Source organism: Amycolatopsis sp. DG1A-15b (genome assembly GCF_030285645.1).
Lineage (GTDB): Bacteria > Actinomycetota > Actinomycetes > Mycobacteriales > Pseudonocardiaceae > Amycolatopsis.
This window is the reverse complement of record NZ_CP127296.1, coordinates 10283834-10296582: the sequence shown is the minus strand read 5'-3', so window position 1 is coordinate 10296582 and position 12749 is coordinate 10283834. Positions and strand designations below refer to the sequence as shown.

At 71.7% G+C, this 12749-nt stretch carries 9 protein-coding genes; 5 read left to right on the top strand and 4 right to left on the bottom strand.

Going from position 1 to position 12749, the window contains the following annotated elements:
- Positions 1-1203: a 1-deoxy-D-xylulose-5-phosphate reductoisomerase gene (dxr, locus tag QRY02_RS47970; protein WP_285989317.1), complete on the bottom strand. Its 1203-nt coding sequence runs from the start codon at positions 1201-1203 to the stop codon at positions 1-3.
- Positions 1204-1297: 94 nt separating this feature from the next.
- Here dxr and QRY02_RS47965 point away from each other — a divergent pair, with 94 nt between their 5' ends.
- The 3 genes from QRY02_RS47965 (at position 1298) to QRY02_RS47955 (ending at position 4077) form a co-directional block, all read left to right on the top strand.
- On the top strand, positions 1298-1555 hold the full coding sequence (locus tag QRY02_RS47965) for a DUF2631 domain-containing protein (protein WP_285989316.1): 258 nt from the start codon (positions 1298-1300) through the stop codon (positions 1553-1555).
- A gap of 25 nt (positions 1556-1580) precedes the next feature.
- Positions 1581-2240 carry a peptidylprolyl isomerase gene (locus QRY02_RS47960; protein WP_285989315.1) on the top strand — a complete coding sequence of 220 codons (660 nt, stop codon included), beginning with the start codon at positions 1581-1583 and terminating at the stop codon, positions 2238-2240.
- Between the two features lie 118 nt (positions 2241-2358).
- Complete coding sequence (locus tag QRY02_RS47955) at positions 2359-4077, top strand: hypothetical protein (RefSeq protein WP_285989314.1); 1719 nt, start codon at positions 2359-2361, stop codon at positions 4075-4077.
- A 62-nt stretch (positions 4078-4139) separates the two neighbouring features.
- Here the strand turns inward: QRY02_RS47955 and QRY02_RS47950 are convergent, their stop codons facing one another.
- Positions 4140-5909 (bottom strand): MFS transporter, encoded by a 1770-nt coding sequence (locus QRY02_RS47950; protein ID WP_285989313.1) that lies wholly within the window; start codon positions 5907-5909, stop codon positions 4140-4142.
- A 294-nt stretch (positions 5910-6203) separates the two neighbouring features.
- On the opposite strand from QRY02_RS47950, the gene QRY02_RS47945 reads away from it, so the two are divergent.
- The gene (locus QRY02_RS47945; protein WP_285989312.1) at positions 6204-6974 is read left to right on the top strand and encodes an aminoglycoside phosphotransferase family protein; all 771 of its coding nucleotides are present in this window, start codon (positions 6204-6206) and stop codon (positions 6972-6974) included.
- Positions 6975-6990: 16 nt separating this feature from the next.
- Here QRY02_RS47945 and pdxR read toward each other — a convergent pair whose 3' ends face one another.
- Positions 6991-8451 (bottom strand): MocR-like pyridoxine biosynthesis transcription factor PdxR, encoded by a 1461-nt coding sequence (gene pdxR / locus QRY02_RS47940; RefSeq protein WP_285989311.1) that lies wholly within the window; start codon positions 8449-8451, stop codon positions 6991-6993.
- Positions 8452-8479: 28 nt separating this feature from the next.
- On the opposite strand from pdxR, the gene QRY02_RS47935 reads away from it, so the two are divergent.
- Positions 8480-9262, top strand: a complete 783-nt coding sequence (locus tag QRY02_RS47935) for an L-histidine N(alpha)-methyltransferase (protein WP_285989310.1) — start codon at positions 8480-8482, stop codon at positions 9260-9262.
- A 97-nt stretch (positions 9263-9359) separates the two neighbouring features.
- Here QRY02_RS47935 and QRY02_RS47930 read toward each other — a convergent pair whose 3' ends face one another.
- Positions 9360-12605, bottom strand: coding sequence for a tetratricopeptide repeat protein (locus QRY02_RS47930; RefSeq protein WP_285989309.1), 3246 nt, complete (start codon positions 12603-12605; stop codon positions 9360-9362).
- Positions 12606-12749 lie beyond the last annotated feature (144 nt).

The following is a 12749-nucleotide window of genomic DNA, read 5'->3' as shown; positions in this document are numbered from 1 at the left end:
CTACTTCCCCTCGATGATCGAACCGGCCCGCGCACGAGCCCACCGCTCGGCCGCGAGAACGTCCTCGACGTCGCGTGGTTCGCGACGCCATTCGTCGGCGGCTCCCACCACCTCGGAAACAGTGTCCACTATCGACGTGAAGCTGGTGTTCTGCGCGAGGAAAGCGGACACCAGCTCCTCGTTCGCGGCGTTGTAGACCGCGGGCAGGCAGCCGCCCTCGGTGCCGCAGTGCCGGGCCAGCTCGACGGCCGGGAAGGCCTCGTCGTCCAGCGGCTCGAAAGTCCAGGTCGCGGCCTGGTCCCAGGTGCACGCGGCGGCGGCACCGGGGACCCGGTCGGGCCAGTGCAGCGCGAGCGCGATGGGCAGCCGCATGTCCGGCGGGCTGGCCTGGGCGATCGTCGAGCCGTCGGTGAAGGTCACCATCGAGTGCACGATCGACTGCGGGTGCACGGTGACGTCGATCTTCGCGGGCTCGATGCCGAACAGCAGCGCCGCCTCGATCAGCTCCAGGCCCTTGTTGACCAGGGTGGCGGAGTTGATCGTGATGAGCGGGCCCATGGACCAGGTCGGGTGCGCCATCGCCTGCTCGACGGTGACGCCGGCCAGCTCCGCGCGCTTGCGGCCGCGGAACGGGCCGCCGGACGCGGTGAGGACCAGCCGGGCGACCTCGCTGCGGTGCCCGGCGCGCAGGGCCTGGGCGATGGCGGAGTGCTCGGAGTCGACGGGCACGAGCTGCCCGGGCTTGGCGGCGGCGAGCACCAGCGGGCCGCCGGCGATGAGGGACTCCTTGTTGGCCAGGGCCAGGGTGGCGCCGGTGGCGAGCGCCCGCAGCGTCGGCTCGAGGCCGCGGGAGCCCGGGAGCGCGTTGAGGACGGTGTCGACCTCGACCGCGTCGATCAGCTCGGTGACGGCGTCCGTGCCCGCGAAGAGCCGCGGGAGCTTGAACTCGCCCTGGGCGTACCCGCGCTTCTGCGCTTCGGCGTACAACGCGAGCTGGACGTCTTCGGCGGCCGTGGCCCTGGTCACGGCGACGGCCTCGACGCCGTGGGCGATCGCCTGCGCGGCGAGCGCGGCCGGATCGGTCCCGCCCGCGGCGATCCCGGCCACCCGGAACAGGTGCGGGTTGCGCGCGGCGACGTCGAGGGCCTGCACGCCGATGGACCCGGTCGAGCCGAGCACGAGAACGCTTCGCGAGGTAGTCATCGCCGGTCATTGTCGCGCGGGGCGTCTCCGCGGCGCACCCGGAGGTGTGGGATCATCGGCGGGTCCGAGGTTCACGGGGTTTGAGGAGTTCATCGTGGCAGGCAAGGCGGTCGAGAAGAGGCGGCCCGAGGTCGACCCGCGCGACGAGCCGTCCGCGGCCTGGGGCTGGCACGGCTCGTTCCCGAAGGCCACCCGCATCGCCGGCTGGGTCAGCGCGATCATCCTGCTGGTGATGATCAAGGGCAACCACGAGAACAACACCGAGAACGTGTGGCTGGTCGGCCTGGCCCTGTTCCTCGTCCTGCTGCTGGTGCTGGACATCCGCAAGCGGCGCACGGCCTGGCGCCGGTAGTTCGTCATTCGCTAACGTCCCCGGTATGAAGCTGCGCTGGGGACTGGCCGTGTTCGCTGTTCTGGGTGCCCTGGTGGTACCCGCCGCTCCGGCCTCGGCTTCGGTGCCGTCGGTCCGGTGCACGTTCACGCCGACCCCGGACAACCCGGCGGCGCGCCCCGTGGTCCGTCCGTGGCCGGTGGCGCCGACCCGCGGGACCGTGGACGTGACCTTCCGGTTCAACTACGGGCCGGTGACCGTGCGGCTGGACCGCGCGGGGGCCGCTCCGTGCGCGGTGCACAACATGGTTTCGCTGGTTCTGCAGCGGTTCTACGACCGGTCCCAGTGCTGGCGGCTTTCGAATTCTTCCCGTCTCGGCGTTCTCCAGTGCGGAGACATCTACGAGGTCGAGAAGGGCGGGCCGGGGTACAAGTTCCCGGACGAGGTCTCGGGCGCCGAGACGTACCCGCGCGGGACGATCGCGATGGGCAACCAGGGGCCCGGGACGAACGGGTCGGAGTTCTTCATCGTGCACTCGTTCGCGAACATCCCGGCGAACTATTCGGTCATGGGGCGGGTGATCCGGGGGATGTCCGCGATTGATCGGATGGTGGCGGACGGGATCATCCCGACCGATCCGAACGGGCCACTGGACGGGGCGCCGGCTCACCCGGTGAAGATTCAGCGCGCCACCGTCGGCCGGTAAGCCTGATTTCAGGTATTCGTTCTCGACGCTGCCGTGTCCCGGCGGGCTGAAATCCCTGCCCTCGTTTCCGGCCGACCGGCCGTGCCGCCGGGGCAGCCGGCAGCTGAACATGACAGGGGTGGACCGCATTCCCCGCGTGACCGATCGCCCCGTTGAGCCCGGGGCGCGGGTCGGGCAGGGCGGCGCGCGAAAGAAAGGCAATTCCCCGGTTCCGGCTGCGCCGATTCGGCCGCTGGACCGAAAGGGGGTCGTCGCCCTTCAACGCGGTGCGGGAAACCGGACCGTTTCGAGCCTCCTCGCCACCACGCCGGCTGTTCCGGCGACGCCGGTACCGGCCGAGGTGAGCGTCCAGCGTCACCCACCGCCGACGAGCGCCAAGACCCAGGCCGACAAGAGCAGGTGGGCGGTCGAGCCGATCAACAGGCAGAAGGGGCTCATGCCGCTGCCCGCCACTTGGGGACTGGGCGCGCTGCACCACAAGATTTCCAAGGAAACGCTGAGCGGCATCGTCGATGACGGCGGCCTGGGGCTCGTGCGCTCCTGGCACGCCTCGGCCGACACCCCGGGGCATGCCGGTGCGCAGGAGTTCTGGGAGGCGTGCTGTGAGATCGCCGGCAGCGAGGTGGTCAAGGCGGCGGCAGGTAACCCCTACAAACTCCTGTGGAACATGGCGGTCAACCTGTCGGTGGGACCGCCGAGTCCGGCCGGCGACCCGGGGATGGGCTTCGACGCCGACACCGAGCCGGATCCCGACCAGCCTCAGCAGCGACGGCTGGACGAGGTGTCCGCTCACCTGAAGAAACTCGAGGACGTCTACTTCAGGCTGAAAGCTCAGCCAGTCGTCCACGACGAGGACTGGCGAGAGATGACCGAACACCTGCGAGCGGCACAATCTGCGCACCGGCAGCTCGACGGCGTCCTGAGCGGTCCGAACCAAGAACAATGGCTCTACGATGAGAAAACCAAGCAGCACCAGCGCAAAGGCCTGCGATGGTTCCCGGGCGCCGGAGACGGTGCGAAACTGTTCCAGCAGGAACGGGCGATTCCCGAAGATATCCTGGGGTACGTGTCGAGCGGTGAGGTCATCGCCCGAGGGAAGGCCACCACGGCCGGGGGATTCTCACTGACACTGACCGTCGACGAGGCGGCCGTCCATCACATCTGCCAACGCCACACCTACCGGCACTTCGACTTCGGCCAGACCAAGGCGGTCAACAACTTCTGGCCGCCGGGAACCGGTTTCAGCAAGGTGGTGGACGCGGTCCGCGCGGCCCTTCCCGACATCACTCGGATATGCCTGGAAGAATTGATGGCCGGCGAATCCACGGGATCGACTGACTCCTGGATCGGACGCGAGGTCGAGTTGAGGAACTGTGCCGCCGGCAGTTACACGGTCTTCTGCATCGCTGTCATCGGCCATGCCCAGGGCACAAACGGCTTGGGGATCGTCAAGACGATCGCGCCGGACGGGCGCAGTGGTCATGCCTTCCTCGCTTCGGAGCTGGCGGAGATCGCCGGCTCTCCGGGGATCCGGCCTGCCCCGGGCCCCCAGGCGGCCGCCGCCCCGGCACCTCGGGCGCCGTCCGGTCCAGCGGCCACCACGGTCGTTCCGGATTTTCCGGTCAAACGGTGGCAGCAAGAGGGCAAAGCGCGATCGGGTACGTCGGCTCCGGCACCGACGGACGTGCTGAACGCCGCCAAGAAGGGCCAGCTGGACGACGGCGACCACGTCAGGATCAACGGGGTCGTCTACGCAGTGACCGTTGCCCGCGTCGGGCCGGAAAAGACAGACCTGATCAATTCCGTGCGCGTCACCCTGTCGCCGGACTGGACGTAGGGCCCCGCGGAATCACGAGGAAAGCCGGGTGCCACCCGGCACCCGGCTTCCTCGCATCGTCGTCAGCGTTCGGTCGACGGCGACACCAGTTCGCTCGGCCCGCCACCCGACTCCCCGGCCACGGCGGCCAGCTCCTCCCCCACCGACTCGCCGTTCTCCGGGCGCGCGTCCTTCGTCAGCAGCGAAGCCACCGCGCCGATCAGGCACACGACGATCGCGAAGCCGAACGCCACCGCCAATCCCGACTGGAACGGGCCCGAAATCAGGTTCGGGAAGAAGCTGCGGCCCGTCAGGAACGCGGCCTGGTCCGGCGGCAGCGACGACAGCTGACCGCCCAGGAGCTGCTGGATCGGGTTGTAGCCCAGGAACGCCGCGAACAGCACCGCCACCGCCGGGAGGTTCGCGATCTGCGCCGCCGAGGCCGCCGGGACGCCGTGCTCGATCAAGCCCTGGCTCATCGTCGACGGCAGGCTCGAAGACAGGCCCGCGATGATCAAGCTGAAGAAGAAGCCGATCGACAGGACCATCGCCGCGTTCTGGAACGTCGTCATCATGCCCGCGCCGGAGCCGCGCGCGTCGGCCGGCAGGCTGTTCATCACCTCGGCGCGGTTGGGCGAGGAGAACATGCCCATGCCGATGCCGTTGACCAGCAGGATCGCCGCGAACGCCCAGTAGTCGAAGTTCACCGGCAGGATGATCAGCAGCAGGAACGTGATCGCCGTGATCAGCAGCCCGGTGGAGGCGAGCAGGCGGCTGCCGATCCGGTCGGCGAGGATGCCCGACGTCGGCGCGGCCAGCAGGAAGCCGACCGTCATCGGGAGCATGTAGATGCCCGCCCACAGCGGCGTCTGCTCGAACGTGTAGCCGTGCTGGGGCAGCCAGATGCCCTGCAGCCAGATGATCAGGATGAACTGCAGCCCGCCGCGGCCGAGGGAGGCCGTCAGGTTCGCGACGTTGCCCCAGGTGAACGAGCGGATCCGGAACAGCGACAGGCGAAACAGCGGGTTGTCCACCTTCGACTCGATGATCACGAACGCCACCAGCACCGCCAGGCCGCCGATCAGGCAGCTGAGCACGAACGGGCTGCCCCAGCCGGTCGGGGACGAGCCGTACGGCTGGATGCCGTAGGTGATGCCGATCAGCACCGCGATCAGGCCGACGGCGAAGGTGATGTTGCCCCACCAGTCCATCCGCGCGTGCTTGCGGATGCCGGTGTCGTGCAGCTTGAGGTACGCCCAGACCGTGCCGATCACGCCGAACGGCACCGACACGAGGAAGATCAGGTTCCAGTCGACCGGCGCGAGCACCCCGCCCACGACCAGGCCGAGGAACGAACCGGCGATGGCTGCGACACCGTTCATGCCGAGCGCGAGCCCGCGCTGGTTGGCCGGGAAGGCGTCGGTGAGGATGGCCGAGGAGTTCGCCATCAGGAAGGCACCGCCGACGCCCTGCACGATCCGCCAGCCGATCAGCCACAACGCGGCCGCGTCGCCGTCGAACCAGGTGACGGCCAGCATGATGGAGGAAACGGTGAAGACGGCGAAACCGAGGTTGTACATCCTCGCGCGGCCGTACATGTCGCCGAGCCTGCCGAAGCTCACCACCAGCACCGCGGTGACCACGAGGAAGCCCATGATCATCCACAGCAGGTAGCTCGTGTTGGCCGGTTCCAGGGGGTTGATGCCGATGCCCTTGAAGATGTCGGGCAGCGCGATCAGCACGATCGAGGAGTTGATCGTGGCGATCAGCATGCCCAGCGTCGTGTTGGACAGCGCGATCCACTTGTACCGCGGCCCCAGTTCCGCGATCGAATACGTCCGGCGCTCCGCCACTGTGCAACCCTTCTGCTCGCAAAGTCCCTTAGCTAGGCTAAGCAACTTGCTTGCGTATGGCAACCAACAGCGCGAATTGCCCGGGAGAGCATGATCACAGCCGCTTGACTGTCCTTTGAGGACTCTTTACGGCGGGGGTTGTGCACAACTCGAGAGTTAGGGGTCGGGGTGTGGACAACTCCAGTCGTGCGGCCGGGAACTGTCGGTGCCTCCCGGTAACGTTGAAACCGGGGGTCCCCCTCACGGCGAGAGGACCGGCAGAGGCGGGCGGCGCCGTGAGTACCGTTCGGGTGCGTGACCGCGGAAGAGGTGTTGCAGGACCGGCCACATCGGCGGGTGGTGCGGATCGGCGACACCGTCCGCCGGCCGACGTTTCCGTGGTCGCCGGCCGTCCACGCGCTGCTCCGCCACCTGGAGGCCGTGGGTTTCCGGTGGGCACCTCGTGTCCTGGGCCTCGACGAAGAAGGCCGCGAGGTGCTGACCTATCTGGAGGGTGAGTCCGGCCCGCAGGGCTGGGCGCAGGTGGTCGGCGATGCCGGTCTGGCGAGGTTCGCCCGGTTGCTGCGGGACTACCACGATGCGGTGGCCGGCTTTCGGCCGCCGCCGGAGTCCAGGTGGTTCGGCGGAACGACCGGGACCGGTGGCAGCGAGGTGATCTGCCACGGTGACTTCGGTCCGTGGAACGTCGTCTGGCAAGGGGAGCAGCCGGTCGGCATCCTCGATTGGGACTACGCCCGTCCCGCACCCCGGCTGCACGACGTCTGCTACGCCCTGGAATACGTCGCTCCCTTCCGCGATGACGCCGAATGCCTGCGGTCGCTGCGCTATCCTCGTCCCCCTCACCGGCGGCACCGCTTGGAGGTGTTCGCCGGCGCCTACAGCCTGACGTCCACGTCGGGACTGGTCGATGCCGTGATCGACGTCCAGCGGACCGTGCTCGCGCAGGTCCGGAGGCTGGCCGACGCGGGGCACCAGCCTCAGGCCGGCTGGGCTGCCGACGGCCATCTCGAGCAGCTGGCGGGCCGGCTCGCCTGGAGCCGGGAAAACCGGCACCTGTTCGAGTAGGCGGCACGTTCTGTGGTCACGGCCATGAGCGCCTGACCAGCTGCCCGAGCACCGCGACGCCCTCTTCGATCTCCGTCGCCGTCCGGGCCGCGTACCCCAGCACCAGCCCCGGCCGTCCCGGCCGTTGCCGGTGCCAGGACAGCGGCTGGACCTTCACCCCCGCCGCCAGCGCGGCCGCCGCCACCGCGACGTCGTCGATGTCGGCGTCGAACGTGATCGTCAGGTGCAGGCCCGCCGCCGCGCCGTGGACCACCGCGCCCGGCAAGCCGGAAGCGACAGCACGGATCATCGCGTCGCGGCGACGGCGGTGCCGGGCGCGGACCACCCGCAGCTGGCGCTCCAGCTCGCCGGTTTCCATCAAGCGCGCCAGGACCAGCTGGGCCAGCACCGGATTGCCCAGGTCCGCGAACCGCTTCGCCGCCACGAGGTCGTCGCGGAAGCGCGGCGGCGCCAGCAGCCAGCCGACGCGCAGCGCCGGTGCCAGCAGCTTCGAAACGCTTCCCGTGTAGCAGACCTCCGGCACCATCGACCGGACCGCCGGCACCGGTGCGCGGTCGTAGCGGTGCTCCGCGTCGTAGTCGTCCTCGATGACGATGCCGCCGCCGGCCACCCAGCGCATCAGCTCGCGGCGGCGCTCGCCGCCCAGCACCACGCCCATCGGGAACTGGTGGGCCGGGGTCAGCAACACCGCCGGGGCGCGCAGCTCGGACACGAGCAGCCCGTCGTCGTCCACCGGGACCGGCGGCGTCGCCAAGCCGCAGTGGTGCAGGTGCTGGCGCGCCCCCAGCGAACTCGGGTCTTCGACGGCCACCGAAAGCAGGCCGTGCTGCCGCAACACCGCGCCCACCAGCGTCAACGCCTGCGCGACCCCGGCCACCACGATGATCTCACCGGGATCGACGCGGATCCCGCGGTTGCGCGCCAGCCAGTGCGACACCGCCAGCCGCATCGAAGGCGCGCCGCGCGGGTCGCCGTAACCGAAGTGGGACGGCTCCAGCTCGTCCAGCACCGCCCGCTCGGCACGGAGCCACGCCGCGCGCGGGAACGCCGTCAGGTCCGGGACGCCGGGGGTGAGGTCGATCCGGGCCGGGGCCGCGCGGACCGCGTCGAAGACCGCCACCCCGGGCCGGGGCGTGATCACCGGCGAACCGGCCGGTGAGTCCGGCGACGGGTCCGGCGGCAGCACGGGCGCGGCGACGACGACCGTGCCCGCCCGGCCGCGGCCCGCGGCGTGGCCGTCGTCGATCAGCCGCTGGTAGGCCTCGGTGACCACACCCCGCGACACGCGCAGCTCGGCGGCCAGCACCCGGGACGCGGGCAGCCGGGCGCCGACCGGGAGCCGGCCGTCGGCGATCGCCGCACGCAGCTGTCCGGCGAGCCAGTCCGCCAGGCCGCCCGGCGGTGCCTCGCGGACGTCCAGCTGGAGGAAGTCCGACCCTATGGACCCCTCAGAGAGCGGGGTTTTGGCTCTGTCCATCGGACCATTGTCGCAGCACGCTGGGCTCATGGACACCGCTTACGTGCACGGGTACACCGAACCCGAGACCCGCCGCCTGGGCGACCAGGCCGACACCCTCGCCGAACTGCTGCACGCCGGAACGGCCTACCCCGCCGGGAGCCGGGTGCTGGAGGCCGGCTGCGGCGTCGGCGCGCAGACCGTCCACCTCGTGGCCCGCAGCCCGGGCGCGCACCTGACCGCCGTCGACGTCTCGGAAGCGTCGCTGCGGCAGGCGAAAACCCGGGTCGAGGGCGTCGACTTCCGCCGAGCGGACCTGTTCGACCTGGACGGCGAGTACGACCACGTCTTCGTCTGCTTCGTGCTGGAACACCTGCCGGAGCCGGAGAAAGCCCTCGCGCACCTGAAGACCCTGCTGCGGCCGGGCGGCACGATCACCGTCATCGAGGGCGACCACGGTTCGGCGTTCTTCCACCCGCGCAGCGAGCACGCGCAGGCCGCGATCGACTGCCTGGTCCGGCTGCAGGCCGACGCCGGCGGCGACGCGCTCATCGGGCGTCGTCTCCACCCGTTGCTGACCGGCGCCGGGTTCGGCGACGTCACCGTGGAGCCGCGGACGGTCTACGTCGACGCGTCGCGGCCCGGGCTGGTCGCCGGGTTCACCCGCGACACCTTCACCGCGATGGTCGAAGGCGTCGGCGAAACCGCCGTCGCCCGCGGGCTGATCACGCAGGACCGCTGGGACCGCGGGGTCGCGGACCTGCACCGGACCGCCGGCGAAGACGGCACCTTCCACTACGCGTTCTTCAAGGCCACCGGGAGCAGGACGTGATCGCCCGGCGTCCCCGGCCGCGGCTCGCGGGCAGCACCGACGTCGTCGACCGGGACCTGGAACGCCTCGAAAGCGACCTCGCCGCCCGGCGGCCCGGCTACCCCGCGACACACTCCAGGGCCGTCAAGTGGTTGCGGACCCGGATCGCGCCGGGCACGCATTCCCCGGCGTAACAGGCCAGCGCGCGTTCCCAGTGCTCGCGCGCGGCCTCCGGGTCACCGAGTCCGCTGTGGACTTCACCGAGCCCGCAGTGGGCCCGGCCCTGTTCGGGACGGCAGCCGGTTTCCTTCGCCACGGCCAGGGCTTCACGGTGGTACCGCAGCGCGTCCGTGGAAGCTCCGCGCGCGGCGGACAGGCTGCCCAGGCTGTTGAGCACGCGGGATTCGACGCCGCGGTCACCGCATTCACGGGCCAGGCTCAGCGCCTCTTCGAGGTGCCGGGCGGCTTCCGCGTGCCGGCCCTCCGCCAGCCGGACGTCGCCCAGGTGCTTCAGCGCGACGCTGCGGTTGGGCGGGCTTCCCGTCTCCTGCGCGATTTCCAGCGCCCGCTCCAGGTGCGCCGCGGCTTCGGCGTACCGGCCGCGCGCGTGCTCGACGTCGCCGAGGATGCCCAGGGCGTACCCCTCGCTCACCCGGACGCCCATCGCGCGCAGGTGCACCAGCCCTTCCTCCACGGCCCGGACGGCGTCGTCGTGCCGGCCCAGTGCCGAGAGCGAGTCGCCCAGGTTGACCAGCGCGTAGCCCTCGCTCGTGCGGTCGGCGATGTCCCGCGCCAGCCCGAGGGCCTCCTCGAGGTGACCGATGGCCTCGCCGTACCGGCCGATGCCGCGGCAGGAACAGCCCAGCACCACCAGGACCAGCCCTTCGCTGGTGCGGTCGCCGGTCTTCCTGGCCAGCGCGAGCGCTTCCGTCGAGTACCGGATCCCCTCGGCGAACCGGCCCAGCGCCCGGCACACCAGCCCCAGGGTGTTGACCGAGTGGATTTCCGTGCGCCAGTCACCGGTCTCCCGGGCGAGGACGAGCGCCTCCTCCAGGTACCGCAGCGCCTCCGGCGACCGGCCCACCCGCCAGTGGCCCAGCGCGATCAGGATCAGCGGCTCCGCCTCGGCCGCCCGGTCGCCGGTGTGGTGGGCCAGCGCCGACGCGTGCGTGTGCAGGACCAGCGCTTCCTCGTGGTAACCGCCGACGTCGAGGTAGTGCCACAGGATCCCGGACAGCAGCCGCAGGTGGTCCGGCCAGCCGTGCCGCGTCGCGTGCGCGGCGACCGCCAGGAGGTTGCGGCGCTCGGCCTCCAGCCACGCCGGTGCGTCGAGCACCTTGACGTCCGGGTCCGGCACGCGCGGCCGCAGGTGCCGCTCCTGCGGCAGGACGACGTCCATGGCCTGGCCGGCCGAGGAGACGTAGAAGTCGAACAGCCGCTGCTGCGCCTCGTGGCTCTCGGCGGGATCGCCGGCCGCGAGCTCGGCGGCGTAGACGCGCAGCAGGTCGTGCAGCTGGACGCGGTCGTCACCGGTCTGCTGCGCGAGGTGGGCGCGCACCAGGACACCGGCCAGCCGTTCGGCCTCCGGCAGGGGCACGCCGGCGAGCGCGGCCAGCGCGGGCGGCGTCAGGTCGCGGCCCGGGTGCAGGCCGCAGAGCCGGAACACGCGCGCGGCGTCGGCCGCGAGGTTGCGGTAGGACCAGGAGAACACGGCGCGGACGGCGGTCAGCGGGTCACCGCCGCCGTCGAGCAGGTCGAGCCGCCGCCGTTCGTCGGCCAGCTCGGCGGCCAGGGCGGCGAGCCGCTCGCCCGGCCGGCTCAGTGCCAGCTCCGCGACCAGCCGCAGGGCCAGCGGCAGCCGGGCCGCGTACCCGATCAGCGCCGCGGCGGCCTCGGGTTCGTCGTCGACGCGCGGGCCGAGCAGCGCCCGGAGCAGGTCGCGGGCTTCGGTCTCGGTGAGCAGGTCGACGAGCACCCGCCGGGCGCCGTGGCGGGCGACCAGGCCGGGCAGCGCGTCCCGGCTGGTCACCAGCACCAGGCAGGTCGGCGAGCCGGGCAGCAGCGGACGGACCTGCCCGACCGCGTTCGCGTTGTCCAGCACCAGCAGCATCCGCCGCCCGGTGAGCGCGGTGCGGAACTTCGCGGCGCGCTCGTCCGGCTCGGCGGGGATGTCCGCGCCCGCGACGCCGAGGGCGCGCAGGAACCCGGACAGCGCGTCGCCCGGGTCCACCGGCCGGACCGTGCCGTAGCCGTGCAAGTCGAGGTAGAGCTGGCCGTCCGGGAACTCCGCGGGCACGCGCTGCGCCCAGTGGACGGCGAGCGCGGTCTTGCCGACCCCGCCGGTGCCGGAGAGGACGGCGATGCGCGCGCCGGTGTCGCCGTCGTCGCGCCGCAACAACGCGTCCAGCTCGGCCAGCTGGGCGGCCCGGCCGCGGAAGCCGGGAACGTCGGCGGGCAGCTGCGCCGGCACCCGGGCCGGCGGCTCCGGTGCGGCGAAGTCCTGCCGCAGCACCTGCCGCTGGGCCGCCCGCAGCTCGGGGCCGGGTTCCAGGCCGAGCTCGCCGTCCAGCCGCCGGCGCACCTCCTCGAAGACGTCCAGCGCGGCGGCCTGGCGCCCGGACGCGGCGAGCGCCAGCACCAGCTTGGCGTGCGCCGACTCGTTGAGCGGCTCCTCGGCGGTCAGCACCCGCAGCTGCACCGCCGCGTCTTCGGGGTCGGCGACCCCGGCGTAGGCCAGCACAGCCTTGGCGCGCCGCATCGCCAGCGCGAGCCGGGCGGGGTGCTGGCGCAGCCGTTCGACGTCGGCGAGCGCCGGGCCGCGCCAGAGTTCCAGGGCCTCCTTCAACGCGTCCCGGGCGAGCAGGGCTTCGAAGCGCAGCAGGTCCAGCTCGTCCTCGCCGACGGCCAGCCGGTAGCCGCCCTTGTCCGTGGCGATGAGGTCGGCGGGCCGCAGCGCCCGCCGCAGCCGCGCGACGTAGGTGTGGAGCAGCTCCAGGCACGACGGCGGCGGCTCGTCCCAGATGACGTCGACGAGGTCCTCGCGCCGGACGGTCCGGTTCGGCTGCAGGGCCAGCAGCGCCAGCAGCAGGCGCTGCTTCTCCGCGCCGATCTCCACGCTCTCGGTGCCCCGCGTCACCGTCAACGGGCCGAGGACGCCGAGCCGCACGGGCTCCGGCGGCGCTTCGGCCAGCGCTTCCCGCAGCTTGCGGGCCGTCGCCGGCCGGGGCCGCCGGACGCTGCCGAGCTCGGCGTTGCGCACCGCGCGCAGGCTCACTCCCGCGCGCTCGGCGAGCTGGGCCTGGGTGAGGCCGGCGAGAGCACGCCGGTCCCGCAGCCATCCGGCGAACGACAGGCCTTCGTCCACAGGCGTCCTCTCCTGCGTGCCCCGAGCGGAACGTACCTCTCCAGCATCACGATCGTGCCGCCCGAGCTGTACCACCGATCGGCGAAGATAACCGTTTCCGCAGGTACGGACGGTGACGGCGGCGGGGAGCGGCGGTACAGGCGC

Coding starts and splice junctions, on each gene's coding strand:
- dxr (WP_285989317.1), bottom strand. CDS start 1,203: ATGACTACCTCGCGAAGCGTTCTCGTGCTCGGCTCGACCGGGTCCATC.
- QRY02_RS47960 (WP_285989315.1), top strand. CDS start 1,581: ATGAAGCTGCGCTGGGGACTGGCCGTGTTCGCTGTTCTGGGTGCCCTG.
- pdxR (WP_285989311.1), bottom strand. CDS start 8,451: ATGGACAGAGCCAAAACCCCGCTCTCTGAGGGGTCCATAGGGTCGGAC.
- QRY02_RS47935 (WP_285989310.1), top strand. CDS start 8,480: ATGGACACCGCTTACGTGCACGGGTACACCGAACCCGAGACCCGCCGC.